Source organism: Haloarcula rara (genome assembly GCF_029338235.1).
Lineage (GTDB): Archaea > Halobacteriota > Halobacteria > Halobacteriales > Haloarculaceae > Haloarcula > Haloarcula rara.
In genome coordinates, this window is record NZ_CP119785.1 from 2,676,316 (window position 1) to 2,702,140 (window position 25,825).

A 25,825-nucleotide genomic window follows, 5' to 3' on the forward strand; every position below is an offset into this window, starting at 1 on the left:
TATTAATAGTATTCGTGCAATTGACTACTCTGTCACAACTCTCAAAACAATCCGCTAATCTTCCGAGAACAGGTTTTCAGACTGGCATCAGTTGTACTCTCGCCACCGGTACCCACACTCCTGGCACTTGAAAAACCGCGTCGGCGGCTCGTCGGCCGCGCCGGTCTGTTTGATGGTGTACCACGCTTTGGTGTGGCCACAGTCGTCACAGACGACGTCGTCGGCCGTCGGTTTGCCCTCGAAGTTGTCGCCCTCCTCGGTCTCGATGAGCTCGTCGCCGGACTGCTCTTGCGTGCTCACGAAATCACCGTCGCTGTCCTGGGCTGTCGTGTAGCCACAGCTCGAACACTGCATCACGCCGTCTTGCTTTTTCATCATCGACCCGCACTCGTCACAGAACTGCATGTGCGGTAATCGACGACCCCCGCAAAAGTGTCTTACCCCTCGTCTTCGAGTTCGCGCTGCTCGGCGACGACGGGACAGTTCAGCAGCCGGACCGTCTCCATATCGAGGTACTCGATTATCTCGGCTTCCTCGTGGGTGCAGTGGGCGTTTGGCGGGCTGGAGAAGAACTCGCACTGCTCGCAAAAGCGGTGTTTCGACACGTCGGTGTAGCGAGTGCCTTCGACGGTCTTCGTCTCGGGCTCTTCGTCCAGCGATTCCCAGACCTCGTCGGCGTCGACGCTCTCCACGTCGACCGACTCGAAGGCGCTCTCGCCCTCGCCGAAGGGGTTTCCATCGCGGCCCTCCATCCCCGCAAACGGGTCCTCGCCGTCGAGCGGGTCGCCCTCGACCGGCTCGCTGGCACCGCTCCCCTCGGCGGGCGTCGTGCCCGGGCCGCTCTCGAAAGGGTCGTCCTCGTCGATGAACTCCTCCTCGAAGGCGGGCTCGTCGGTGTCGCCCGGGTCGGACCTATCCGAATCCTCCGCGGTCGGCTCATCGCCCCCTTCGGAGGCCCCGTCGTCTGCCGTCTCGTCCGGCCCGACGTCACCGAGGCGCTCGAACGGGTCGCCCTCGCGGTCCGCTGGGTCCTCGAGGTTTTCGAACGGGTCGTCGCCGTCGTCGTCACTCATCGGTCGGCCCCGCCTCTAGCTGTGCGGCGGTGACGAGCGACGCTTTCTTGCGGATGATACCTCCCTCGGGCTTGACGTCCGAGACCGTCGAGCCGCAGTGGGGACACTGCGGGTCGGTGAGCAGTCCGATTTCGACGCTCTCGCCGCAGTTCTGACACGATGCCGATGAGATACCCTCCTGTGCGGCGGCGCGTTTGATGCGGTCTATGGCCTTCTGGTGGGCGTCGCGGCCCCCCTGGTCGTCCCGCAGGTCGTTGACGACCCAGGCGACGCGTTTGAGCTTCTCTTCGGTGTCGTCGAGTCGCTTCTCGAACTCGTTGAAGTAGGTCTCCAGCTCGTCGACGCGCTCGGTCTGGGCGGTCAGGTCACCCTCGAACTCGTCGCGGACCGCGACGAGTTCGCGGTTCAGGTCGGTGACGTGCTCGTCGAGTTCGCCGACCGCCTCGAAGGCGTCGTGGTCTGCGGGCGCCTTGCCGTCCAGTTCGCGTTTGAGCTGGACGACCCGCTGGCGAACGTCGGTGATCTTCTCGCCGAAGTCGTCTTCGACCTCGTCCAGCCGCCCCTCGACGCGGGACTCGACCGCGTCGGTGATATCGGGGAGCCGGTCCCGGACTGTCGAGTCGACGCGCTCCTCGAGGACGTCGTCGACGGCCGCCGCGACGGCGGCGTCGAGTTCGTCCTGCATCGCGTCCTCGACGCGGGCCTCGACGTTGAGCGCGGTCGCCAGGTCGCCCCCGTCACGCTCCGTCGTCGTGCGGTACGCCGCCAGCAACTGGGTGACCAGCTCCTCGCGCGGTTCGCCCAGTTCCCGCGAGCGCTCGTCGAGCCACTCGTCGAGCTCCGGCGGTAGTTCGACGGCGACCACCCCCTCGTCGGTCGACTCACTGGCCATTACGTGCCCTTCTACGGACGAGATAGTTAAGGGTTTGCTGCCAATTTCAGGAGACGAGACTGAGAACTGCTAGCGTATCTTCCGGACGTCGCTGATGTCGAAGCCGGCGTCGCCGAGTTCGGTCTCGAACTGGACGATGTTCTCGTCCTCTATCTGGGAGAGGACGCCGCGGAACTGCTTGACGACGAGCGTCCGGGCCCGCGTGGACCCGCCCGACTCCCAGGAGAACTCCATGGTGCCGTGGGCGGCCTCGGAGAGCTGGCCCGTCCGCGTCGCCGAGAGGGTCTCGTGGTTGAGATGCAGGAGGATGAGCCCGCCCCACTGGTGGGCGGCCTTCTGGATGCCCGAGACGAGGAAGGTGATGTCGGCCCAGTCGATGTCTTCGCCCATCGCCGCCACCAGGTCCGACAGGGAGTCGATGACGACGAGGTTGTTCGGGGCGATGTTGCTGAGTCGATTCCCCAGGGCGCCCAGCAGGTCCTCGCGCTCGTGGCGCGCCCTGAGGTCCTTGATGTTGGGAGTTTCGTCGGCGTACCACTCTCTGGGCACCGGACTCATGTGGAAGTACCGCTCGGACATGTCGTGGAACTGGACACCGGCGAGTCCGGCGTCCAGTACCTCATCGTCCATCGCCAGCCGCATCTCGTCGGCGAGCTGGCCCTCGCTCGCGGTAAAGGAGAGGTAATGGACCGCCTCGGGGAGGACCGCCTTCTCCGCGGGGTCGCCGTAGTAGAGGTCGAACAGTTCGGGGTCCTCCTCGGCCATCCCGTTGATGACCGCGCTGGTGTGCATGAACTCCCGCGAGCCGGCACCGGCCTGCCCCGAGAGCAACACGACGCTCCCCGTCGGCGCGCCCCCGTTGATGATGGAATCGAGCTGCTTGACACCGAAGGGGATGCGGTCCATACACGCTTTCGCTACTGTGACCGCTTAAACGCTTGGCCCGGATTCTGGCCGGCGATAATCGGCATCCTCGGCCAGGGCTGTCACTCGTCGTCGTCGAGCGTTGCCCCGGTGTTTCGCGGAGCGGCCACGTGGACCTCGCCGTCGACGCCAGCCGCCTCCAACGCGTGGTAGCCCGCCTCCTTCGCTTCGCCCATCCCGTCGGTGTCGGTCAGGCCCCACACCGTCGGTCCCCACGAGGACTGGCCCGCGCCGGTGACGGTCGGCGCGTCCGCGAGGTGTTCGACGATGCCGCCCGCGGGCGGCCGGTAGACCCCGCCCTGCTCGTCGGCGTACCACGCGCCGTTCAGCCGGCCGAGCCGCGCGGCCGCACCGCCGAACTCACGCCGGCTGCGGGTCGCGATGGCGGGCAACAACCGGCGGGTGAGCAGTGCGGATATCTGGTCAGCGATGCCGGGGTCGGCCCGCTCGATGGCGGTGCGCATACTGCGGTCCTCGGCGCTCCCGCTCTGGCCGGGGTCGGTGTCGGGAACGACGAGGAGAAACCGCCAGTCTGCGGGGACGTGGTGGCTCGCGACGACGGGTGGAACGTCCCAGTCGCCCTCGGCCGGCGGCTCGTGGGTGAACCGCTCGGTCGGATGGCCGCCGTCGACGACGAACCCGCCCTGTTCGAACGTCGCGACGCCGACGCCGCTGCGCCCGCCCCGCCCCAGCCGCGCGCCACGGTCCGGGCGTCGGCGGTCAGGTCGTGTGCGCGGGCGACGGCGATGAGTGTCGCCAGCGCGAGCTGGGTTCCGCTGCCCAGGCCCACGTGGCGCGGGAAGCGCTGGCGGACCCGTACCTCCGCACCGGCCACGTCCAGCACATCTACCACCCGCCGTGCGTAGGGCTCGGCCGCGTCGTCGTCACAGTCCAGCGCGTCGGCCGGCTCGGCCTCGACGATCAGCTGTGGCTCGTCGAGTGCGAGCCCGACACCGCCGTAGAGTCGCTCGTGGGCCAGCGAGAGGTTCTGGAAGCCAAAGTGCAGTCTCGCCGCCGTCGTGACCGTCGCCATTACCGGAGGGTCGCGGTGGCGCGGAAAAGAAGCTACCGTCACCGGAGGGTTTCGCCAGCGCGACCGGGACGTGGGACGGTACCACGAGTACAAGTTGTTTAAGGTTCCCCACAGCCTTCGACGGTGTATGAGCAAGCAGGCAGAGCGTGAGGGGTCGGGCAAGGACCCGAACCTGCGGAGCACCGAAGTCACCGAGGGCGTCGAGAAGGCGCCCCATCGCGCGATGTTCCGGGCGATGGGCTACGACGACGAGGACCTCGATTCGCCGATGGTCGGCGTCGCCAACCCCGCCGCGGACATCACCCCGTGTAACGTCCACTTAGACGACGTGGCCGACGCGGCCTACGAGGGAATCGACGACGCCGGTGGGATGCCCATCGAGTTCGGCACTATCACCATCTCCGACGCGATTTCGATGGGGACGGAGGGGATGAAAGCCTCGCTCATCTCCCGTGAGGTCATCGCTGACTCCGTCGAACTCGTCTCCTTCGGCGAGCGGATGGACGGGCTGGTCACCATCGGCGGCTGTGACAAGAACATGCCCGGCATGATGATGGCCGCTATCCGGACGGACCTGCCGAGCGTCTTCTGCTACGGTGGCTCTATCATGCCCGGCGAGCACGACGGCCGCGAGGTCACCATCCAGAACGTCTTCGAGGGCGTGGGCGCCGTCGCCGACGGGGACATGAGCGAGGACGAACTCGACGAGATGGAACGCCACGCCTGTCCCGGCGCGGGCTCCTGTGGCGGGATGTTCACCGCGAACACGATGGCCTCCATCTCCGAGACTATCGGCCTGGCGCCGCTCGGGTCCTCGGGCGCGCCGGCCGAACACGAGGACCGCTACGAGATCGCCGAGGAGGCTGGCGCCGTCGCCATCGACGCCATCGCGAACGACCGGCGACCCTCGGACATCCTCACGCGGGAGTCCTTCGAGAACGCCATCGCGCTCCAGGTCGCCACCGGCGGGTCGACCAACGCCGTCCTGCACCTGCTGGCGATGGCCGCCGAGGCCGACATCGACCTCGACATCGAGACGTTCAACGAGATCAGCAAGCGAACGCCCAAGATCGCCGACCTCCAGCCGGGCGGCACCCGCGTGATGAACGACCTCTTCGAGGTCGGCGGTATCCCGGTCGTCCTGAAGGCCCTCCTCGAGGCGGACCTGCTCCACGGCGATGCGATGACGGTCACCGGCGAGACGCTGGCCGAGGGACTCGAACGCATCGACCCGCCGGCTATCGAGGACCTCGACGCCGACTTCCTCTACACCGTCGAGGAACCGAAGAACGAACAGGGCGCCATCCGCATCCTCACCGGCAACCTCGCCCCCGACGGCGCGGTCATCAAGATCACCGGCGAGGACCACCTCCACCACGAGGGCCCGGTCCGAATCTTCGACGACGAGGAGAGCGCTATGCAGTACGTCCAGGAAGGGAAAGTCGAGTCCGGCGACGTCATCGGCATCCGCAACGAGGGCCCGCAGGGCGGGCCCGGGATGCGGGAGATGCTCGGTGTCACCTCGGCGGTCGCCGGCCAGGGCCACGCCGAGGACGTCGCGCTGTTTACCGACGGTCGGTTCTCCGGGGCCACTCGCGGGTTCTCTATCGGCCACGTCGCTCCCGAGGCCTTCGCCGGCGGCCCCATCGCCGCGCTGGAGGACGGCGACACCGTCACTATCGACATCGACGAACTGGAACTCTCGGTCGACCTCACCGACGAGGAGATAGCGGAGCGACTCGAAGACCACGAGCCGGAACCCCACTACGACAGCGGGGTCCTCGCGAAGTACCACCGCGACTTCGGCTCCGCGGCCAACGGCGCGGTCACCAACCCCGGCGCGAAGTGGGATTGAGCGAACCCGAAGAGTTCGCGAGGGTCGGAAGACGCGCGGCGTCTTCCGGAACTGAGCGCGGTCAACAGTTTCCGTCCGGAATACCCTTCTGCCGCTGTGAGATAGTGTACGTCGACCGAAGGGAGCCGTTTCTCGGGACCGACCGGAGGGAGGTCCCGCTTTTTCGCCCACGTTTTTCGAGGAGGGGGGTTGCGGGCCGGTGGCCCGCAACCGTATGACGTGGCGGCGCAGCCGCCACGCGGTGCCCGCAGCGCGCTCGAAGAGCGCGCGAGGACACTCGACGAAAAAAAGCTGGATGCGCAACATAGGAGTACGCTGGGACGGTAATGGGGCGTAGTGACCGAGACGTACGTCTGTTCGCACTGTGAATCGACCGTCACCCGCCCCTTCCAGATACGGTCGATAATCCGCACCTGTGACGAGTGCCATGAGAACGGCCGCTTTCTCCACGAGTCGCTGGTCGAGTCGCTTTCCTCGCTGCCCGCCGACGAACTGCCAGAGGAGTGGGAGTCGATGCCGCTGGACGAGCGGTTCGAGACGGCGCTGCGGGAGGGGCTCATCCGGCTGACCCGGGAGTAGCGGCGTCAGTCTGCGCGCATCGACTGTGACTCCGTCAGGTCCCGTTCGAGCATCTCCGCGTATCTGAGCCGGCGCTGCCGTGCCTGGGACACCGACAGCATCCCACGGTCGTCATGCTTGATGGAGATCGGGTCGTAGGCCGCGACGTCGAACCCCATCCGTTCGAGATAGCCACACAGCGACTCGGAGGCGAGCCCGTCACGGATGGCGGCGTTGACGTACTCCAGCACGTGGGTGAACTCCGGGAGGACGATCTGGCCGTCGGTGACACGGCCGGTCTCGCCCTCGATGCGGACCTCGGCGTCTCTGAGGTGGGCGACCGTCCTGGCCACGGTGTCGGCCAGCGCGACGACGCTGCTGGGCAGGGCGGTGTCCGGTGAGCGCCACTCGACGGTCCCGAACTCGGCGCGGAGCTGGACGGGCGTCCAGACCGCGCTCTCGGGATCGAACGAGGACGTGAACGTCTGTCGGTCGATACCCGCCTCCAGTGCCGCCCGCTCGAACTCCTCGTATCGGCGCTGGAGCCGGCGGTCCCAGTCCTCTCGGGACTCGATGTAGCGCCAGAGCCGCCCCTGATGTGCCAGCCCGTCGTATGCCATCCATCGGTAGAGCTTCGACCGGGCGCCGTCGGCCAGTGGCCGGCCGCGGAACCGACGCGCGGAGTTGACGAGCGCCAGCGCGGGGTCTAACGCGACCAGCGTGTTGAGTTGGTCGATGGCACGCCCCGGGAGCTGTTCGACGTGGATGTGGGTACCCGCACAGTGGCGAACGTACTCGAAGTCCGAGCCGATAATCTCCTGCTGTATCCGCGTCCGCTCGCTGGGCAGGTCCGCTATCTCGTCGTGGTTTAACGGTGTCGCGAGTGGGACCAGCCCCAGGCCGTGTTCGTCCGCGACCGCGAGGACCTTGCCGATGCGCTCGAACAGTTCGGCCCGGAGCTGTGGCGTCGTCTCACACGGTGTCGTCTTTATCTCCAGGACCGGTTCGACGAACTCGCGTTCGACGCCCGGAGCGGCAGCGACGAGCGGACCCGGTTCTGTGAGCCGCCCGTCGCTGTCGATGACCCAGTATTCGACCTCGATGCTCCGTCGTATCGGTTCAGGTTGGGTTTCGGACACGGTGCGTGCGGTATCGGTGGCGTCGCGGCCACCTCGTGCGGTGTCGTTCGGTGCCGGTGGGCCCTGCGACTGACCGACCGGCTGGGTATGTCTCGGCGACTGTTCTCGTGCTCGGCCGACCGTAATCGGGGCCCGAGCGGATAGCGGTCCGTCTCAGCCGTCCGGTGTGTGAAGGATGAGCATATCTTAGCACATGGCAGAGGTTGTGTAAAATATTGCGTACATATGGCCCAAAATTCCTATAATACATTAATATCTACGGGTACTTGCCGAGATACGCTTGATAAATTTACGAAGCGGTTCGGAACCCGTCCTGTCAGTCCGCTCTGAGGAAGCCCGTGTTTTTATATCCGATACCGGGGATTCCGTGTGTATGGGTCGCATACCGACGAGGGGAGCTACTGGTGCCGATGGTCCGCGTTCTCGGGCGTCAGGGGGACCGCTGGCCGTGGCTTCAGCCGGTGATACTCGGCGGGTGAGATAGCGTGGGCGGGTTGTTTGGGTCCAAACCCTCCGACGCACACGTCGTCTGGCGGAGCGGTCGGGACAACGACGGCAAGAAGCGGTTCGACTTCGAGTATCTGGAGCTGTGGGCCGCCCACTTCGGCGCGGACTACGAAGAGTGGGAACGCGTTGACCACGCCCGCGGCGACGAGCCGCGCCGCCAGCACGTCTGTGTCTTCGCACGGACACGCGGCGGCCAGACGGCGGTTTCGCTGGGCGGGGAGTCCTGGGACATGGGCGCCGTCGAGAAACCCCGGACGTTCGTCGAGATAGACGAGGCGGGACTGCTCCGCCTCCAGGGGTGGGCGACCGAGACGACACTGGACGTGGACGAGCTGGTCGTCGACGGTGCGACGCTGAAGCTCCGGACGGCCGACGGGGAGACGAAGTCGGTCGACACCCGGAAACTGGCCTCCCGTCCCGACCGGGGGACGGCGTAGGCGAACGGAACCGAAACCCGTTTTCCGGTCACCCCCCTGCGCCCACTGTATGCACGTCGTCGTCAACGCCGCGATGAGCGCGGACGGGAAGCTCGCCTCTCGCCGGCGCGAACAGCTGGCCATCTCCGGGCGCGAGGACTTCGACCGCGTCGACCAGCTCCGGGCCGACAGCGACGCCGTCATGGTCGGCGTCGGGACGGTGCTGGCCGACGACCCGTCGCTGACAGTCAAGGACGCCGACCGACACTCCGCGCGACTCGACCGGGGCGAACCGAGAAACCCGGCTCGCGTCGTCGCCGACTCGCGTATCCGGACGCCGCCGGACGCGACTGTGTTGGACGACGACGCCGAGACGTACCTGCTCACCAGCGAGGCCGCACCGACCGATTTCATCGAACAGATGGAGGAGGCCGGCGCGTACGTCCTGGCGGCCGGCGAGGACCGCGTGGACCTCACGACCGCGCTTGCGAAGCTCGAGGGCGAAGGTGTCGAGCGGCTGATGGTCGAGGGTGGCGGCGAGCTCATCTTCAGCCTCTTCGGGGCGGGACTGGTCGACGAACTCCGCGTCTACATCGGTGCGAAGGTGCTTGGCGGCCGGGACGCGCCGACGCTGGCCGACGGCGACGGCTTCGTCGAGTCGTTCCCGGAACTCTCCCTGGAGACCGTCGAGCGGGTCGACGACGGCGTGTTGCTGACCTGGGCCGTAGAAGAAAGCGACGGTTAGTGGTCGTGACCGGTCAGCTCGGCGAAGGAGGCGCCAAAGCGCTCCTCGAAGAGGTCCAGCGTGAGCTCTTCGAGGTCCTGAATGCCCTGGTCGGCCTCGCCCTGGCCGTGATGGACGGCGCCGTGGATGCGCTGGGCCAGCCCGAACATCGCGATGTCGCCGACGACGGCCGGGTCCGTCTCGTCGTTCTCTCGCAGCAGGTCGAGCAGTTCGGTCGGCACGGTCAGTTCGTCTTCGTCCTCGTCGCTCTCGATGGTGAGTGTGACAGTGTCGTTTGCCATGCACCCCGATTCGCCGACCGGACAGAAGGGTCTGTCGGGTCAGGGTCCCGGCAACACCCCACTGTGACACAACTTCGTGCCCATCGGTAGCGACGACGGGAGTCCCAATCCCGGTCAGGGGCAGGATCACACTCGGGAGGGCACGAGATGGGGCTACCGCGCGGGATCGATACCGGTGATTTCGATCCGGAATCCGCCGGTCGCGCTGTCGGTCGCCCGGACTGACCACCCGTGGCTCTCGACGACTTCGGCGACGATAGAGAGGCCAAAGCCTGTCCCATCCTCGCGGGTGGTGTAGCCGTGCTCGAAGAGGTCCGCGTCCGCCTCTGCCGGAACGCCGGCGCCGTCGTCCTCGACGAACAGTCCGATGGTGCCTCGGCCGTCAGTCTCGAACGTGCCGACCCGAACGGTCACGGGCCGGTCGTTGTGGTCGGCCGCGTTCCGATAGAGGTTCTCGAAGACGTGCAACAACTGGTCGCCGTCGGCAAGAACGGTCGTCTCTTCCAGGTCATCGAGTTCCAGCGTACTCTCTCCCATGGCCGTGTGGCCCCAGGCCGCCCGGGCGAGTTCGGCGAGGGCAACCGGGTCGGTCGGTTCGACGGCGCCACCGGCGCGGGCTATCGTCAGGATGTCCTCGACTATATCCCCCATTCGGTCGAGGTTCCGGGCTATCGGTTCGAAGTGTTCTGAGGAGAGGCGCTGACGCACCAGTGCCAGCCGACTCTGGGCGACCATCAGCGGATTGCGGAGGTCATGTGAGACGACGCTGGCGAACCGTTCGAGACGCTCGTTTTGCTGCTCTAACTGTCGGCTGTACTCGACCTGTCCGGTCACGTCACGGAAGATCAGGAGCTCCCCTTCGCGGTCGGCCGTCGGAGACCGTATCGGGGACACCTGCACCTCGAAGTGCTGTGGACCGCTCGCTGGAACCGGCTCGGGAACCGTGTCTCCGTCGTGGGCGTCGTCCGTCGCCGGTATCGTCACTGTCTCTCCGTCCAGTCCATCGCCGAGGCGATTCTGCACTATGGGTACGGCTGCGAAGAACTCCGCGACGGGCATGAGTCGCCATCCTCGACTGATGCCGACCAGCCCCCGTACAGCCTCGTTGGTGTCGACGACGCGCCGGTCCTCGTCGAGCATGACTACCGGGTCCTCGAGGGCCTCCATGAGCCGCTGTCGGCCGACGGGGACGACCCGGAACAGTCGATACCGGAAGATGGCGATGGCGAAGGCGACACTCGTGACGAGAAAGCCAAAGTCAGAGAGGGTCCACGACGGGGGAACGATACCGAGAAACAGCAGGGTGTTGACGGCTGCTGGGGTCACCATCCCGACGATGAGCGCCCCGGTCTGGCCTGCCTGGAGGTCAGTTCGGTGTCGGATCAGATATCGAAAGAGGATGGCTGCACCCAGCAACGCGGACGCGTAGATAGACAGCTGGTGTATCAGGAACGGCAGCTTCAGGTCCCGTTCGAGGATCACCCACTGCTCGAAGGTGATGCCCAGCACGGACACCGGCCCCCGCGTCGCGAGGCCGACGAAGTCGTACATGAACTCGGGGGCGAGGGTAAGCACGGCGGTGAGTCCGCCCACGTGGACCGCGGCGAGCGCCACGAACCACCGGTTCACCCAGCCCTCGTTCTCGGTGTAGACGAGGATGAACCAGAGGCCGCTGTAGATGCCAAGCGGGATGCTGATGGCGTTAGAGAAGTTATACCCGAGCTTGAGTAGCTCCGGAACCGTCGTGAGCTTGACGAAGATGACGCTCAGTTCCATCAGCGAGAGCGTCGACAGATACCCGACGAACGCGAACAGCACGGGCGACCTGTCGTGTCGCAGATACCGGTAGACGGCGTAGGTCAGCAGCGAAACCAGCAGACAGAAGATTAGTATATTGACGCCAAGAAGCGGCGTAACCTGGAACACCACGATAGGCGATATTGCGCACGTCGGATAATAAGCGTACTCACAGCGCGGTGGGCCGACTGGGGCCACTGTCCTCCGCTCATCCGTCGGTAGCAGTCACCGCGATACCCACGAGGACAGCGACGCCGCCACCGACGGTGAACAGCGTCGGGGCCTCCGACAGCAAGAGGAAGGCCAGCAGGGTCGAGCCGACGGGTTCACCGAGCAGTGAGACCGAAACGACGCTCGACCGGAGGTGCGCCAGCGCCCAGTTGATGACCGTGTGGCCGAAGATACCGGGGCCGAGCGCGAGACCGACAAAGAGGCCCCACTCCCGGCTCGGATAGCCGGAAAGCGGCGCCCCCTGTGCGAGGACGATGGCGAACAGGACGGCGGTACAGACGCTGTAGACGACTACGACGTAGGGGACCAGCGAGACGCGCTGGCGCAGTGACCGACCGGCGAGGACGTAGCCGGCGGCCATCACCGCGCCCAGCAGCGCGAGGGCGTTCCCGTACAGCGGCGCCGGCCCGACGAGCACGCCGGTCAGCAGGTCGCCAAGCGCCATCACCACCATGCCGGCGACGGCGACGAGGATGCCGCCGACGATGCGGAGACCCAGGCGCTCGTCGAGCAGGAGCCACGCCCCCAGCGCGACAAAGAGTGGCTGCGACTGGACGAGGGTGACGCTCGCTGCCACGCTGGTCCAGGTCAGACTCTCGAACCAGGCGGCGAAGTGGACCGCGAGCGCGACGCCCGACAGCGTCGCAAACAGCAGGTCTCGGCGACCGATGCGGCCGAATTCGCTCCGGTAGCGCCAGAGTGCGACCACCGCGAGCGGGAGCGTCGTAAACAGGACGCGGTAGAAGGCAGCGACGGTCGAGGGTGCCTCGCTGAAACGGACGAGGATGGCCCCGGTGCTGACGGCGACGACGGCGACGGCGAGTCCGACGCCGGGTGGTACCGACTCGTCGAGTGAGGCAACGGCCCCGCGCATCTGTCTCCCGTCCGGTTCACTCACGCAGTTCACTCCCGTCACCGTGTCGTTTCCGCGCTGGCTCGTCGGCCCGTTCGCGACTGACGACCCAGACGCCGGCGCCGATAGTGAGGCTTCCGGCGACGAACCACGCACCGACCTGCTCGTCGAGCAGTGCCGCCGCGAGCCCCGTCCCGACGACCGGCTGGAGGAAGTAGAAGACGGCGACGGTCCCGGCCGGGACGTACTCTAGGCCCTTGTACCAGAGGTACCAGGCCGCGGCCGTCGACCCGAACCCGAGAAACGCGACCGAGAGCAGGGACGGCCAGCCGAGCGGTATCGTGGCGATACCGCGACCCAGATACCACAGTTCGACGACGGCGAGGGCACCAAGCATCGGGGTCGCAGCGATGGTCGAGTAGGTCGCGGCGGAAAGCGCCGAGTACTTCCGGACGACCGCCACGCCCCAGACGGTGTAGCCGGCCCACGCGAAACTCGCCACGACGAGCAGCGCCACCCCGGCGGCGTTCCCGACGGCGATACGGCGCAGGTCGTACTGGCCGGCGACGACGACGGCGGTCCCGAAGGCGGCGAGCGCGATACCGAGCGCTTTCGTCGTCGTGACGCGCTCGCCCAGCAGCGCCCCAGAGAGGAGGACCACGAAAATCGGCGTCAGCACCGTCAGTAGCGAGCCCTGGCTCGCGTTCGTGAGCTCGGTGCCGAGAAACTGTGCCACGATAGTGACGGTCACCCAGCCGCCGAGACCAACCAGGGCCGGCCAGTCCTCCCGATCGGGTGTCGCCGTTCCGTCGCCGACGAGCCGGAAGCCGACCCACAGCGCCGCCGCGCCGAGCGCGACACGGAAGAACCCGAGCGTCACCGGCGGGACGAGCGCGAAGCTCCACTTGCTGACGACGAACATCACGCCCCACAGCACGGCCGCGGCGAGCGGGCCGAGAGCGAAGGCGTATCGTCTGAGCCCCCGCACGGTCAGTGAGTACCGGTCATCCGCCGAGGTAGAGCTTCGACACCTCGTCGTTGTCCAGCAGCGAGTCGGCCTCGCCGCCAAAGCGGACGGTCCCCTGGTCGAGGACGTAGCCGCGGTCGGAGATACCGAGCCCCTCCGTGGCGTTCTGTTCGACCATCAGGATGGCCGTGTCCAGGTCGTTGACGGCCTCGACGTGGCCGAAGACGTCTTTGGCGGTGTTGGGGGCCAGCCCCGCCGACGGCTCGTCGATGAGCAACACGTCGGGCTCCATCACGAGCGCGCGAGCGAAAGCGAGCACCTGTCGCTGGCCGCCAGAGAGGGTCTTCGCTTTCGCCGTGCGCTTCTGGTCGAGCAGCGGGAAGCGGTCGTAGAGCGTGTCCATGACCGATTCGAGGCCGCTGTCGCGGGCGACCCCGCCCATCCGGAGGTTCTCGTCGATACTGAGCGAGCCGAAGACGTTGTCCGTCTGTGGGACGTAGCCGATGCCCTCACGGACGATATCTTCGGGCGCCATCCCGCCAATGTCCTCGCCGTGGTACGTGACCGACCCCTCCCAGGGGGTCAACATCCCGAACACCGTCTTGAGGACGGTCGATTTCCCGGCCCCGTTGGGGCCGATGAGACAGACAATCTCCTCTGCGTCGAGATGTAGCGAGCAGTCGTCCAGTACCTGTACTTCGCCGTAGCCGCTGTCGACGCCCGACAGTTCGACGACGTGGTCGGTCGGTTCGGCGCTCGCGGTCTCCTGGGTCGTGGTAGTGTCTCCCGTCATGGTTATCCGAGGTACGCGTCGATGACGCGGTCGTCGCTCTGGACTTCGTCGGGTCGGCCCTCCATCAGCACCGACCCCTGGTCGAGGACGATGACCGGGTCGGCCAGTTCCATCACGAACTCCATGTCGTGTTCGATGAGCAACATCGTCGTTCCCTGCTCGTTGAGCCGGCGAATCTGCTCTGCGAGTTTGTTCCTGAGGGTGGGGTTCACCCCGGCGGCGGGCTCGTCGAGCAGCAAGATTTCGGGCTCCGAGAGCATCGCACGGGCCAGCTCGACCAGTTTCATCTGGCCGCCAGATATCTTGGTCGCGGGCTGGGTGGCCAGATGGTCGATTTCGAACTCCTCCAGGATGCGGTCGACGTCGGCCATGTTCTTCGACTCGGCCTCACCGACCTCGCCGGGAGCGGTAAACAGCTTCAGGAACGACTCACCGGGCTGGTTGCGCGGCCCGACGAGCATCGCCTCCCGGACCGTCATTCCCTCGAGTTTCCGAGGCGTCTGGAAGGTCCGAATCAGGCCGTGGTCGGCTATCTCGTAGGGCTCCTGGCCCGTGACGTCGGTCCCGTTGACCGAGACGCTGCCCTCGTCGGTCTCGTAGAACCCCGAGATGAGGTTAAAGAGCGTCGACTTTCCGGCCCCGTTCGGACCGATGAGCCCCGTGATGGTGCCCCGTTCGACCTCGAAGGTCGCGTGGTCGGTCGCGACCAGCGCGCCGAAGGTCTTGACGAGGCCGTCGACGCTGAGGACCACGTCGTCTTTCGACATCGTCGCTGCCGTCTCCGTGTCGGTGGTTTGCTCGCTCATTTTTCACCTGCCTTGGTCTCTCGCACGCCCGAATCCGGTTGCTGGGGCGTCTCGTCGACGGTCCCTGGCCAGATAAGCTCACGCTGTGGGGGCAAGACGCCCTGCGGACGGAAGCGCATCAGCAAGACGATGATGACCCCGATAGCCAGGAGGCGAATCGGGGCGGCATCGAGCGGCAGGGCTCGTGTCCCCTCCTGGATAGCGACGATGACGACCCCGCCGAAAAGCGCGCCGCGGTTGGAGCCGCTGCCGCCCAGGATGACCGCGACCCAGACGTAGAACGTCGTGATGGGGTCGAGGTCGCCCGGGCTGACATAGAGGTTCAGGTGCGCGTAGAAGACGCCCGCAAGCGCCATGATGAGGCTTCCGAGGACGAACGACTGCATCTTGAAGCTGTACGTGTTCTTGCCCAGCGCGCGGGCGAGGTCCTCGTCGGAGCGAATCGTCCGGAGGACGCGGCCCCAGGGCGACCGGTGCGCACGCCGCAGGACCAGGTAGCTCACGCCGACGAACGCGAGCACCAGCGCGACGTTCGACAGCGCCTGCCAGAACGACGTGCTGAGAACCGTAGCACCGGGGCCGGAGCCGAAGACGAGCGTCGGCATCGTCTCCGGGAACGTCCCCAGGACCGGCCATCCGTCGAAGAAACTCGGGATACCTCGGACCCCGGCGCTGCCGTTGGTCCAGTCGTCCTGGTTGAGGACGATGAGGCGGACGACCTCGGCCAGGCCGATAGAGGCGATAGCGAGGTAGTCGGCCCGGAGCCGGAGCGTCGGGATACCGATGAAAAGCGCCAGTATCGCCGCGAGGGCCAGCGCGGCGAGCAGTCCCACGACGGGGGGGAGGCCGCCCGCTATCGGCGAACCGCTCGCGCTGGCCAGCGCGGTGCCGTAAGCGCCGATACCGAAGAACGCGGCGACACTGAAGTTGATGAGGCCGGAAAAGCCCCACTGGGAGTTCAGCCCGAGCGAGAGCAGCGCGTACATCCCCGCGATGCCGACGAGATAGAGGAAGTACGTCGGGGTGAGCCCGCCGGTGAGCAGGCTCACGAGCAGCGCGCCCGCGAACAGGACGACGCCGGCGGTGACCCCCTTCTCGGCGACGGTGAGGTCGGTCCAGTACCCTTTCGGGTCCTCGACGAGCGACATCTCAGCTCGCCTCCCCGGCGATACCGCTCGGCCGGAACAGCAACACGACCACCATGATGACGAAGGCTATCGCGTTGGCGTACTCGATGCCGATGGGGATGCCGATGTCAGACAGCAGCGGGGTCAGCTGGTTTATCATCCCGATGAGGAACCCGCCGAGCATCGCGCCGTACACTGACCCGATACCGCCGAGGATGACGGCGGCGAAGATGAGCAAGAGGAGATTGAAGCCCATCCGCGGCGTGAGCTGGCTGTACAGCCCGAGGAACGCGCCGCCGGCACCGGCGAGTCCGGCACCGATGACCCAGGTCCACAGTTTGATGCGGTCGGTCCTGATCCCGCTGACGCGAGCCAGGTCCGGGTTGTCGGCCATCGCGCGCATCTTCCGACCGAGGTCGCTGTACTGCAAGAGGACGTGCAGGCCGGTGACCAGCGCGGCCGCGGAGACGACGATTGCCACGTCGTGCTGGGTGACCCGGATGCCGTAGGGAACCAGCGCTTCGATGGGGCGAAGCGACTGGATCCCGTACCGCGTGGACTGCGCGCCAAAGCCGAGCTGGACGACCGAGCGGTAGATGAAGGCCAGCCCGATAGAGGCGATGAGCAGCCCGATCGAGTCCAGGTCCATCCCGTCGTAGACGACCTTCTCCGTGACCACCGCGACGAGTGCGGCCATCGCGATTCCGGCCACTAAGGCGACGAAGAATCCGAACGGCAAGCCGAGGACTGTCCCGCCGAGACCGCCGATGGCGCCGAAGGTGACCAGCGACGTGTAGGCGCCGATGGTCATCGTGTCGCCGTGGGCGAAGTTCGCGAAGTTCGCGATACTGTACACCAGCGACAGGCCGATACTGCCCAGCACGATGATGCTGCTGTATACCAGCCCGCTGGCGAGTTGGTCGAGTACCATCGGTCGGTCAGGAACTGATGAAGTCGACGCCCTCGTAGCTGTGGTCCTGCACCTCGAGAACCTGCAGGAAACCGACCGGGTCACCGTTCTCGTCGAAGTCGATGGGCCCGCTGACGCCCTGGTAGTCCACGTCGCTCGGGCCGCCCCCGTCAGAGAGAATCTCGCTTGCGGCCTCGAAGGTCGTTACCTCTTCGCCCTCTGGTCGGGTCACGTCGCGGACCACGTCACCCAGGGCCGCCCCGGTAAAGGAGTCCGCGGCCTGGATGGCCAGCGCCGCGTTGACGACACAGTCGTAGGCGTAGGCCGCCCAGGAGGACGGTGACTGGTCGTACTCGTCCTCGAAGGCGGAGGCGAAGTCCTTGTAGTTCTGTTCCTCTTCGCGCGCAGAGGGGACGACTATCTTCATGCCTTCCATGCTACCTTCGGGAGTGTTCTCGAGGACGTTGTCGCCCGAGACGGAGTCGGCGCCGTACATCATCGGTTCGTAGCCACTGGAGTAAATCTCGTCAACCATCGTCGAGAACTCCGCCTGATAGGTGATAAACAGCCAGGCGTCGGCGTCGGAGCCGTTCATCTCGGAGATGACCGAAGAGTACGACGACTGCTCCTGGTCGTGGGAGTTGTCGTAGGCGACGGAGCCGTCCCAGGCGTCGAGGAACTCGTCGGCCAGACTCTCCCCGTAGTCGTTGTTCACGTACGTGACTGCCACCTCGTCGTAGCCGTCCTCAGCGATGATGTCGGCGAGTGCGGTCGCCTGCGTGCTCCCGGGCGGTGACATACGCAAGAGCCCGGGGAACTCCGTCAGCCCGAGGCCCGTGGAGTTCTGGCTCAGCTGGACCACGTCCGTCCCTTCGATGACGCTCTCGTAGATAGCCAGCGAAACGCCGGAGCCCACCGCACCGATGAGGAAGGGAACCTCGTTCTGGTTGACCAGCTTCTGGGCGGCCGAAATGCCGCCCTGATTCTCGCTGCCGGAGTCCTCGACAGTGACCTGTAACTCGCTGCCGCCGATACCGACGTCGTTGACCGCCGAGACGGCGAGGTCTTTCCCGCGCTGGTTCCGTTCGCCGAAGGCCGAAAGCGACCCCGTCTGGGCGTCGACCATCCCGATTTCGTACGCTTCCTCGCCGCCCCCGGAGCCGCTGCACCCTGCCAGGCCGGCGATTCCGACACCGCCGGTCAGTTTCAGCATCGTCCGTCGGTCTATCGAACCCGTGTTATATTTTCGCATGGGTGATTCAATGGTCACCATAGATGTGCCTCAATGGTGCCCCTACCATGGTCGGGCGAATCTGATTTCAACGGTGATTCAGCCCCGCTCCCGTTGATTTCTTGTCGTTCCTGTCAGAAAGTTTTGGTAGGGTCCGGATATAGGATGGCAGACTCCGTGTGAACGTGTATGATACCCCCTATCGCGAACAACTTCGTGGCCGGTGAGACCGCGAAGGAAGCGCTGGACCACGTGGAAGAGCTGAACGCACGGGGCGTGAAAGGAATCCTCAATCTGCTGGGCGAACATTACGAGGACCGAGCGGACGCCGACGCGGACGCCGAGGCGTACATCGACCTCGCCGAGGGACTGGCCCGCCGGGACCTCGATGGGTGTCTCTCGGTCAAGCCGAGCCAGATAGGGCTCGAAGTGGGCGACCACGCCTTCGAGGAGAACCTCGAACGCATCGTCGACGCCGCCGACTGCTTCGTCTGGGTCGATATGGAGGACCACGACACCGTCGACGTGACCCTCGACGCCTTCGAGCGCCACGCTCGCGAGACGGACGGTAACGTGGGCGTCTGCGTGCAGGCGAACCTCAGGCGAACCGGCGAGACCCTCGAACGGCTGGCCGACTGTCCGGGGAAGGTCAGACTCGTGAAGGGCGCCTACGACCCGCCGGCCGAGATTGCCTACAAAGAGAAGTCGAAAGTCGACGAGATGTACCGGGAGTATCTGACCTACATGTTCGAACACTTCGACGACGGTATCGCCGTCGGGAGCCACGACCCCGCGATGATAGACCTCGCCAGAGAGCTCCACGAGGAACACGGGACCCCCTTCGAGATTCAGATGCTCACGGGCGTACGCGAGAGCGCCCAGTTCGAACTGGCCGAGGAGTACGAGGTGTACCAGTACATCCCCTACGGGAGCAAGTGGTTCTCCTACTTCTACCGGCGTATCCGCGAGCGCAAGCAGAACGCGCTGTTCGCGCTGCGAGCCGTCGTCAGTTCGTAATCTACGGGTCCAGCAGCTTCGCTTCGGCCTTTCTGAGGTGTTCTAGCAGCGTGGTCTTCGAGACGCCGAGGTCGTCAGCCAGCTCGCGCGTGTCACACTGCCGTGGCCACTCGTAGTACCCCGCCTCGCGTGCGTGCTCGAACACGTCACGCTGTTTGGCGGTGAGCGTATCGAGTCGCTGGTCCCGGGCGGTCGTGTCGGCGGCCTCGCCCGTGGTGATGGAGTCGACTGTGACCTCTGCGCCGGCCTGCTCGCGAACCCGCTCCAGGGCGTCGTCTATCTGGGAGCGCTCGTCCACGAAACAGACCTGCCACTCCTCGCGCCCGTTCTCGATGCGGACCGGGGCGTTGTGGACGAAGCCGTGTTCCAGCAGTGTCGGACAGACCATGTCGTCGGGGTCGTACTCGAGGAAGAACTCCCGGACGACGTTCCCAGGGGCGTTGCGCTCGCGCCCGAAGCGCTCCTGGAGTTCCGAGAGCTCGCCGGCGTGCTCGGAGTCCCGAATCGCGTCCAGGAGATCGCTCACCGCCGATTCGTCGTCGGCGAACGCGGTGAACAGCCCCTTGACCTTGCCACTGTGGTTCCCGTCGGTTTTGGGCGAGGTGTAGATGGAGTGGGCCAGCACGCCGCCGGTGGTCTCCCCGGTCGCCTTGATAGCCCAGCAGTTCGGATGCCACAGGTCGAGGGTGAGCCACGTCGGGGTGGTCTGGTCAATCGCAGCCATAGGTACAATTCACGTTGTAAGTGTATCCCTGTGTTGGCATACCAAACCACCACCGACCATGGTCGGGCGAACGGAAAAAACGGCTCCTGTGACTCCACAGGCGCCCTACTGTCGGTGCCCGTCCATGGTCGGACGGGTGTTTTGGACTGGTACGTCCGTATGTGGACCAATGGCAGAGACGTACCAGCACTACATCGGCGGTGAGTGGGTCACCGGCCACAGCACGGAGACGTTTGAGAGCGAGAACCCGGCGACTGGTGAGTCACTGGGGGAATTCCAGCGCGGCACATCAGCAGACGTCGACCAGGCGATTTCGGCTGCAGATGAAGCCTACGAGGAGTGGCGCGAACTCTCTCGTATCGACCGCGCGGAGTACCTCTGGGACGTCTATCACGAGCTCCGGGCTCGGACAGACGAACTCGGCGAAATCGTCACGAAGGAGTGCGGCAAGGAGATAAGCGAGGGCCGGGCGGACGTGGTAGAGGCCGCCCACATGGTCGAGTGGGCCGCCGGCGACGCCCGACACCCGAGCGGCGACATCATCCCCTCGGAGATAGCGGCCAAGGACGCCTATATGCGACGCAAGCCACGGGGCGTCACCGGCTGTATCACGCCGTGGAACTTCCCCATCGCTATCCCCTACTGGCACATGGCCGTCGCGCTGGTCGAGGGCAACACCGTCGTCTGGAAGCCCGCAGAACAGACGCCCTGGTGTGCCCAGATCGTCGCGGAGATGTTCGAAGACGCCGGCATCCCCGAGGGCGTGTTCAACATGGTCCAGGGCTTCGGTGACGCCGGGGCCGCTATCGTCGACGACGACCGCGTCCCGACCGTTCTCTTCACCGGGTCGGCCGAAGTCGGCCACCAGATTGCGGACTCGGTCGGCGGCGAGTCCGGCAAACGGGCCGCCTGCGAGATGGGTGGGAAAAACGCCGTCGTCATCACCGAGGAAGCCGACCTGGACACCGCCGTCCACTCGGCCGTGATGTCCTCGTTCAAGACCACCGGCCAGCGCTGTGTCTCCTCCGAGCGGCTCATCGTCCACACGGACGTCTACGAGGAGTTCAAGGAACGGTTCGTCGAAATCGCGAGCAAGGTCGCGGTAGGTGACCCCCTGCAGGAGGACACGTTCATGGGTCCCCTCATCGAGGGCGAGCACCTGGAGAAAGTGACCGAGTACCGCGACCTCGCCCGCGAGGAGGGCGTCGAGGTGCTGGTCGACCGGACCGAACTGGACGCCGACGAGATTCCTGACGGCCACGAGGACGGTCACTGGGTCGGGCCGTTCGTCTACGAGGCCGACCCCGACGCCGACCTGCGCTGCACCAAGGAGGAGGTGTTCGGCCCCCACGTCGCCCTGCTTCCGTACGAGGGCGACATCGAGCGCGCCGTCGAGATTCAGAACGACACCGACTACGGTCTGGCCGGGGCTATCGTCTCCGAAAACTACCGCCAGATAAACTACTACCGCGACCACGCCGAACTCGGATTGGCCTACGGCAACCTCCCGTGTATCGGCGCCGAGGTGCAACTGCCCTTCGGCGGCGTCAAGAAGTCCGGCAACGGCTACCCCTCGGCCCGCGAGATAATCGAGGCCGTCACCGACCGGACCGCATGGACGCTGAACAACTCCAAAGAGATTCAGATGGCACAGGGACTGTCGGCCGACATCATCACCGAAGACGATGACTGAGACCGTCACGGTCTGCGGGCAGTGTGGGGAATCGGTGCGGCCACGAAACGGCCTCGAACGCTGCGAGCAGTGTGGCTGGGTTCCCCGCCGTGGTGCGGACTGATAGTGATTATTGTAGCGACTTACCTACCAGGCGACCTCGGGGTCGGCGGTATCCGGAAATAATCTACAATAATCACTATGACGCCAGGGCAGTCGTTTTCCCGGAGATAGGTTTCCCCCGCTACGCTCCAGTGCTTTCCTATTAGGGAGTCCGAGAGTTCACATATTACATTATAAGACAAGGAATTTATTACTATTGTCGCAGACAAAAGGATATGGCGCCATACCGTCGCCGATTCATCGGTTCCTGTATCGCGGCCGGCATCGGTGTACTCGCTGGCTGTTCGACGAGTTCCGAAGACGACAGTGAGTCACCAACCGACGGTCAGCCGACGGAGACGACGACACCGGTTCAATCACCGACAGAAACGCTCAGTACGACTACACCAACCCCGTCGACACCGACTGAAGAAGATTCGGGTAGCAGTGAACAACCCAGACTCTACGCCGAGGACGTCGAGGGGACGACTCTCCTCGGTGGCTCCGTGGCGGTATCGGACGACGGAGATACCGCTCTCGCCGGTGCGTCGTGGGATACGACCAACGGCAGGATGGCGGGCGCGGCGTACGTCTTCGAACGCTCGGGCGGGTCCTGGAGCCAACAGGCCCAACTCCTGGCCGACGAGACCAGCGAGCGTGATAATTTTGGCGGGGCCGTGGCGATGTCGGACGATGGGAGTGTCGCCCTCATCGGCGCCGACAACGACGACGACCCACACGGCGCCGGCGGTGGGTCGGCGTACGTGTTCGAGCGAGCGGACGGGTCCTGGAGCCAACAGGCGCAACTCGCGGCCGACGACGGCACCGGTGGCGTGACCGGCACGTCGGGCGGGAACGACTATTTCGGCGAATCGGTGGCGCTGTCGGGCGATGGGAGCATCGCTCTCGTCGCCGCCGCAGACGAAAACGAAAACGGCACAGGGGCAGGGGCAGTATACGTGTTCGAGCGAGGGGATGGGTCCTGGAGCCAGCAGACCAAGCTCCTGGCAGACGACGGTAGCAGGATCGACCAGTTCGGTTCGTCCGTGGGCCTTTCGAGGGATGGGAGTCTCGCTCTCATCGGCGCCTCGCATGACGGCGACTGGGCCGGGTCGGCATACGTGTTCGAGCGCTCGGGCGGGTCGTGGAGTCAGCAAACCAAACTTACGCCCGATGACGGTGACAGTGATGACCGATTCGGCAATTCAGTAGCGATATCGGACGATGGGAATCTCGCTATCATCGGTGCCCTGTTCGACCGCTCTACCGCCAGTGATGCGGGGTCGGCATACGTCTTCGAGCAGTCGGGGGGTTCATGGAGCCAAGAAGCCAAGCTCACGGCCGACGACGGCGACAGTGAAGACCACTTCGGTTCGTCCGTGGATATATCGGGCGACGGGAGTACTGTCCTGACCGGCGCGTACGGTGACGAGGACCCAAACGGCGAGGAAGCGGGGTCGGCATACGTGTTCGAGCGGTCGAGTGGGTCGTGGAACCAACAGGCAAAACTCGTCGCCGGCGACGGCGAGAGTGAAGACGAGTTCGGCGGTTCAGTTGCGGTGTCTAGTGATGGGAGTACCGGTCTCGTCGGCGCCAAATGGGACAACGAACCCGTCAGGCATGCAGGGTCGGCGTACGTCTTCGACATATAGCCACATCGAACAGCCGACAGACTCAGTCGTCGGCTTCCGCGGTGGCTCCGGACACCACCTCGCGTACGAGAACATCCCGTGTATCGGTGCGGAGGTCCAGTTACACTTCGGCGGCGTGAAGAAGTCCGGCAACGGTTACCCTTCGGCCCGGGAAATCATCGAGGCTGTCACCGACCGGACCGCCTGGACGCTGAACAACTCCAAGGAGATTCAGATGGCCTAGGGGCTCTCCGCGGATATCATCACCGAGGACGATGACTGAGGCCGCCACCGTCTGTGCGCGGTGTGAAGAGCGGATCCACTCCCGGGGCGGGGCCCCGGTCTGTGACGCCTGCGGGTGGGTGCACTGCCGTGGCGCGGACTGACCCGCGCTCGTACGGTACGTACCACCCAAGGCGCTTATTGCGCCGGTTAGCTCGCAATACCGACGCCGCCGCCGAGTATAACCTCGCAGTTCCCGCAGGCAATCACGTACATCTTCTTCGGCGCGCCGAGCGAAAACATTTCGGTCCCCTCTGTATCTATTTCGATAAACTCGACATCGTTGTCGGCCGTGATTGACGCCTCACAACCGGGACACGTAGTTTCGTTACTGTGCATTATTACCCCGCGCCATAGGATCCGACGCCGCCACCCAACATTCGGTTACACTGTCCGCAACTCATGATGAAGTAACTGCTATCCATTCCAAAAGTAATGGAAAGCCCTTCGTCTTCATTCATCTCCGTGAACGTAACGTCTCCGGCGGTCGAGACTGTGTTCCCACAGCCGGGACAATGAGCCATACAGATTGTCATCAGCTGACGAGTATATTTATTTTTTTGGGTCGTGGAACGGTTACAACCGGCTGTGATAATGTCCCTTGTCGGCAACGAGAGTCACGGCAGAACGGGAGCCCACCGACAAGCCCACCGCTTCAGCGGTGGGTCGCTGACACTGGTCGTTTCGCAGTGCCGACGACGCGCTCTGTGTCTCGCACTCCAATCGTAGCAGAACGCACAGCGTACACCGCTCCTGCGGAAAAGCGAGGCTACAACGGCAGTATCAGTCGTCGGCTTCCGCCGCCGCTTCGGATTCCGCGTCGGCTTCGGGCAGGTCTTCGAGGTACTCGTCGGCGTCGATGGCGGCCTTACAGCCCATCCCCGCCGCCGTCACGGCCTGCTGGTAGTGGTAGTCGACGACGTCGCCGGCGCCGAAGATACCCTCGACGTCCGTCGCGGTCTGACCGCCGCCCTTGCCGCCCTTCGCGACGATGTAGCCCGTCTCGTCCAGTTCGACGTCGGTGTCTTCGAGGTAGTCGGTGTTTGGTGTGTGGCCGATGGCCATGAACACGGCGCCGACGTCGAACTCAAAGGTCTCGGTCCCCTCGTCGTCGAGGTTCTCGGAGGGGTACCCCTCGTCGTTCCGGGCGAGGGTGACGTGGTCGACGCCGTCCTCCTGGGAGCCGTGAAGTTCCAGCAGCTCCGTGTTGCGCATAATCTCTATCTCGCCGGCGTCGACTTTCTTCTGGACCTTGTCTATCCAGTAGTCCTCGGCGCGGAACTCCTCGCGGCGGTGGGCGATGTAGACGGTGTCGGCGAACTTCGTGAGGAAGTGGGCTTCCTCCATGGCCGCGTCGCCGCCGCCGACGACGAGCATGTCTTCGCCGCGGAAGAAGGCGCCGTCACAGGTCGCACACGTCGAGACGCCATAGCCCATCAGCTCGTCCTCGCCGGGGACCCCAAGCGTGCGGGCGCTTGCACCGGAGGCAGCGATGAAGGCGTCGCAGGTGTAGACGGTCCCGTCCCGGAGCTCCACCCTGAAGGGGCGCTCGTCGTCCTCGACCTCGGTGACGATGCCGTGTTCCAGGTCCGTTCCGAACTGTTCGGCCTGCTCTTTCATCTTGTTGATGAGGTCCGGTCCCGACAGTCCTTCGGGGAAGCCGGGGTAGTTCTCGACCTCGCTGGTCAGCGTGAGCTGCCCGCCCGGCTCGTTGCCCTCCAGGACGAGCGGGTCGTTGTTGGACCGTGCCGCGTAGATGGCTGCGGTGAGCCCGGCGATACCGGTCCCCGCGACGATGAGCCGTCGGTGTTCGATAGCGTCGTCGGTCATGGCTCCCGGTTGGGTACGATTCGGTTTGTAGGTTGCGCTGTCGTCCCGGGCGCACACGGCCTGGGGCGACAGGCTTAGGGCTGCCCCGTCGTTTCCCCGGATATGGCCGCCGACCTTGCGGAGAAGACCGACCGCTACGAGGGACTGCTCGCCGAGGCCGTAGACGCCGCCGAGATTGCCCCGCCCGAGGGGACGCCGATGCACGACGCCGCCCTGGAGTGTGCGGAGATGGCGACGTCGTATCTGGCGGACGGCCGCCACTTCCGCGAGGAGGAGGACCTCGTCAACGCGTTGGCGGCGTTCTCCTACGGACACGCCTGGCTTGACGCCGGTGCCCGTATCGGCCTCTTCGACGTGCCCACAGAGGGGCACCTATTTACGCAGTGAGCAGTCGGAGCCCAATTCTAGTTAGGTTCTAGGAATGATTTA

The 25,825-nt window shown here is 65.3% G+C and carries 25 protein-coding genes and 2 pseudogenes; 9 read left to right on the forward strand and 18 right to left on the reverse strand.

Annotated elements, in window-relative coordinates; all coding sequences use genetic code 11:
* Positions 1 to 87: 87 nt before the first annotated feature.
* The 5 genes and pseudogenes from P1K32_RS14275 to P1K32_RS14295 all read right to left on the reverse strand — a co-directional run bounded on the left by P1K32_RS14275 (position 88) and on the right by P1K32_RS14295 (position 3,922).
* The gene (locus P1K32_RS14275; RefSeq protein WP_276250374.1) at positions 88 to 405 is read right to left on the reverse strand and encodes a transcription factor S; all 318 of its coding nucleotides are present in this window, start codon (positions 403 to 405) and stop codon (positions 88 to 90) included.
* A gap of 32 nt (positions 406 to 437) precedes the next feature.
* Positions 438 to 1,073 (reverse strand): DUF8135 domain-containing protein, encoded by a 636-nt coding sequence (locus P1K32_RS14280; protein ID WP_276250375.1) that lies wholly within the window; start codon positions 1,071 to 1,073, stop codon positions 438 to 440.
* Positions 1,066 to 1,965, reverse strand: a complete 900-nt coding sequence (locus P1K32_RS14285; RefSeq protein ID WP_276250376.1) for a TFIIB-type zinc ribbon-containing protein — start codon at positions 1,963 to 1,965, stop codon at positions 1,066 to 1,068. Before P1K32_RS14285 ends, P1K32_RS14280 begins: the two co-directional genes overlap by 8 nt.
* 69 nt (positions 1,966 to 2,034) lie before the next feature.
* On the reverse strand, positions 2,035 to 2,871 hold the full coding sequence (locus P1K32_RS14290; RefSeq protein ID WP_276250377.1) for an RAD55 family ATPase: 837 nt from the start codon (positions 2,869 to 2,871) through the stop codon (positions 2,035 to 2,037).
* Between the two features lie 80 nt (positions 2,872 to 2,951).
* Positions 2,952 to 3,922 (reverse strand): annotated as a pseudogene (locus P1K32_RS14295) (beta-ribofuranosylaminobenzene 5'-phosphate synthase family protein).
* Between the two features lie 127 nt (positions 3,923 to 4,049).
* On the opposite strand from P1K32_RS14295, the gene ilvD reads away from it, so the two are divergent.
* Together ilvD and P1K32_RS14305 are read left to right on the forward strand one after the other, a co-directional pair.
* The gene (gene ilvD, locus P1K32_RS14300; protein ID WP_276250378.1) at positions 4,050 to 5,777 is read left to right on the forward strand and encodes a dihydroxy-acid dehydratase; all 1,728 of its coding nucleotides are present in this window, start codon (positions 4,050 to 4,052) and stop codon (positions 5,775 to 5,777) included.
* A gap of 336 nt (positions 5,778 to 6,113) precedes the next feature.
* Positions 6,114 to 6,356, forward strand: coding sequence for a hypothetical protein (locus P1K32_RS14305; protein WP_276250379.1), 243 nt, complete (start codon positions 6,114 to 6,116; stop codon positions 6,354 to 6,356).
* Positions 6,357 to 6,361: 5 nt separating this feature from the next.
* Here P1K32_RS14305 and P1K32_RS14310 read toward each other — a convergent pair whose 3' ends face one another.
* Positions 6,362 to 7,474 carry a glutamate-cysteine ligase family protein gene (locus P1K32_RS14310; protein ID WP_276250380.1) on the reverse strand — a complete coding sequence of 371 codons (1,113 nt, stop codon included), beginning with the start codon at positions 7,472 to 7,474 and terminating at the stop codon, positions 6,362 to 6,364.
* A 485-nt stretch (positions 7,475 to 7,959) separates the two neighbouring features.
* Here P1K32_RS14310 and P1K32_RS14315 point away from each other — a divergent pair, with 485 nt between their 5' ends.
* Both P1K32_RS14315 and P1K32_RS14320 read left to right on the forward strand, forming a co-directional pair.
* Complete coding sequence (locus P1K32_RS14315; RefSeq protein WP_276250381.1) at positions 7,960 to 8,418, forward strand: hypothetical protein; 459 nt, start codon at positions 7,960 to 7,962, stop codon at positions 8,416 to 8,418.
* A gap of 49 nt (positions 8,419 to 8,467) precedes the next feature.
* Positions 8,468 to 9,142: a 2,5-diamino-6-(ribosylamino)-4(3H)-pyrimidinone 5'-phosphate reductase gene (locus P1K32_RS14320; RefSeq protein ID WP_276250382.1), complete on the forward strand. Its 675-nt coding sequence runs from the start codon at positions 8,468 to 8,470 to the stop codon at positions 9,140 to 9,142.
* Here P1K32_RS14320 and P1K32_RS14325 read toward each other — a convergent pair.
* The 9 genes from P1K32_RS14325 to P1K32_RS14365 form a co-directional block, all read right to left on the reverse strand.
* Positions 9,139 to 9,423 (reverse strand): DUF7545 family protein, encoded by a 285-nt coding sequence (locus P1K32_RS14325; RefSeq protein WP_276250383.1) that lies wholly within the window; start codon positions 9,421 to 9,423, stop codon positions 9,139 to 9,141. The two genes, P1K32_RS14320 and P1K32_RS14325, sit on opposite strands and share 4 nt — an antisense overlap.
* A gap of 153 nt (positions 9,424 to 9,576) precedes the next feature.
* Positions 9,577 to 11,352 (reverse strand): histidine kinase N-terminal 7TM domain-containing protein, encoded by a 1,776-nt coding sequence (locus P1K32_RS14330; protein WP_276250384.1) that lies wholly within the window; start codon positions 11,350 to 11,352, stop codon positions 9,577 to 9,579.
* A 76-nt stretch (positions 11,353 to 11,428) separates the two neighbouring features.
* Positions 11,429 to 12,325, reverse strand: coding sequence for a DMT family transporter (locus P1K32_RS14335; protein WP_276252196.1), 897 nt, complete (start codon positions 12,323 to 12,325; stop codon positions 11,429 to 11,431).
* A gap of 16 nt (positions 12,326 to 12,341) precedes the next feature.
* Positions 12,342 to 13,292 carry a DMT family transporter gene (locus P1K32_RS14340; protein ID WP_276250385.1) on the reverse strand — a complete coding sequence of 317 codons (951 nt, stop codon included), beginning with the start codon at positions 13,290 to 13,292 and terminating at the stop codon, positions 12,342 to 12,344.
* A gap of 16 nt (positions 13,293 to 13,308) precedes the next feature.
* Positions 13,309 to 14,064 carry an ABC transporter ATP-binding protein gene (locus P1K32_RS14345; protein WP_276250386.1) on the reverse strand — a complete coding sequence of 252 codons (756 nt, stop codon included), beginning with the start codon at positions 14,062 to 14,064 and terminating at the stop codon, positions 13,309 to 13,311.
* Between the two features lie 2 nt (positions 14,065 to 14,066).
* Positions 14,067 to 14,870 (reverse strand): ABC transporter ATP-binding protein, encoded by an 804-nt coding sequence (locus P1K32_RS14350; RefSeq protein WP_276250387.1) that lies wholly within the window; start codon positions 14,868 to 14,870, stop codon positions 14,067 to 14,069.
* Positions 14,867 to 16,018: a branched-chain amino acid ABC transporter permease gene (locus P1K32_RS14355; protein WP_276250388.1), complete on the reverse strand. Its 1,152-nt coding sequence runs from the start codon at positions 16,016 to 16,018 to the stop codon at positions 14,867 to 14,869. The genes P1K32_RS14350 and P1K32_RS14355 overlap by 4 nt, the downstream gene beginning before the upstream one ends.
* A 1-nt stretch (position 16,019) precedes the next feature.
* Positions 16,020 to 16,928 (reverse strand): branched-chain amino acid ABC transporter permease, encoded by a 909-nt coding sequence (locus P1K32_RS14360; RefSeq protein WP_276250389.1) that lies wholly within the window; start codon positions 16,926 to 16,928, stop codon positions 16,020 to 16,022.
* A gap of 7 nt (positions 16,929 to 16,935) precedes the next feature.
* Positions 16,936 to 18,159: an ABC transporter substrate-binding protein gene (locus P1K32_RS14365; protein WP_379691209.1), complete on the reverse strand. Its 1,224-nt coding sequence runs from the start codon at positions 18,157 to 18,159 to the stop codon at positions 16,936 to 16,938.
* A 168-nt stretch (positions 18,160 to 18,327) separates the two neighbouring features.
* On the opposite strand from P1K32_RS14365, the gene P1K32_RS14370 reads away from it, so the two are divergent.
* The gene (locus P1K32_RS14370; protein ID WP_276250391.1) at positions 18,328 to 19,155 is read left to right on the forward strand and encodes a proline dehydrogenase family protein; all 828 of its coding nucleotides are present in this window, start codon (positions 18,328 to 18,330) and stop codon (positions 19,153 to 19,155) included.
* 1 nt (position 19,156) lies between these two features.
* Here P1K32_RS14370 and P1K32_RS14375 read toward each other — a convergent pair whose 3' ends face one another.
* Positions 19,157 to 19,879: a helix-turn-helix domain-containing protein gene (locus tag P1K32_RS14375; RefSeq protein ID WP_276250392.1), complete on the reverse strand. Its 723-nt coding sequence runs from the start codon at positions 19,877 to 19,879 to the stop codon at positions 19,157 to 19,159.
* 169 nt (positions 19,880 to 20,048) lie between these two features.
* Between P1K32_RS14375 and P1K32_RS14380 the strand changes: the two genes are divergently transcribed.
* The 3 genes and pseudogenes from P1K32_RS14380 to P1K32_RS14390 all read left to right on the forward strand — a co-directional run.
* Positions 20,049 to 21,572 (forward strand): aldehyde dehydrogenase family protein, encoded by a 1,524-nt coding sequence (locus P1K32_RS14380; protein WP_276250393.1) that lies wholly within the window; start codon positions 20,049 to 20,051, stop codon positions 21,570 to 21,572.
* A gap of 317 nt (positions 21,573 to 21,889) precedes the next feature.
* Positions 21,890 to 23,305 (forward strand): FG-GAP repeat protein, encoded by a 1,416-nt coding sequence (locus P1K32_RS14385; protein ID WP_276250394.1) that lies wholly within the window; start codon positions 21,890 to 21,892, stop codon positions 23,303 to 23,305.
* A 55-nt stretch (positions 23,306 to 23,360) separates the two neighbouring features.
* Positions 23,361 to 23,528 (forward strand): annotated as a pseudogene (locus P1K32_RS14390) (aldehyde dehydrogenase family protein); the annotation flags it as partial.
* A gap of 188 nt (positions 23,529 to 23,716) precedes the next feature.
* On the opposite strand, the gene P1K32_RS14395 reads toward P1K32_RS14390, so the two are convergent.
* Together P1K32_RS14395 and P1K32_RS14400 are read right to left on the reverse strand one after the other, a co-directional pair.
* The gene (locus P1K32_RS14395) at positions 23,717 to 23,905 is read right to left on the reverse strand and encodes a hypothetical protein (protein ID WP_276250395.1); all 189 of its coding nucleotides are present in this window, start codon (positions 23,903 to 23,905) and stop codon (positions 23,717 to 23,719) included.
* A gap of 444 nt (positions 23,906 to 24,349) precedes the next feature.
* Positions 24,350 to 25,396, reverse strand: coding sequence for an NAD(P)/FAD-dependent oxidoreductase (locus P1K32_RS14400; RefSeq protein WP_276250396.1), 1,047 nt, complete (start codon positions 25,394 to 25,396; stop codon positions 24,350 to 24,352).
* A gap of 102 nt (positions 25,397 to 25,498) precedes the next feature.
* Here P1K32_RS14400 and P1K32_RS14405 point away from each other — a divergent pair, with 102 nt between their 5' ends.
* The gene (locus tag P1K32_RS14405; protein WP_276250397.1) at positions 25,499 to 25,783 is read left to right on the forward strand and encodes a DUF357 domain-containing protein; all 285 of its coding nucleotides are present in this window, start codon (positions 25,499 to 25,501) and stop codon (positions 25,781 to 25,783) included.
* Positions 25,784 to 25,825 lie beyond the last annotated feature (42 nt).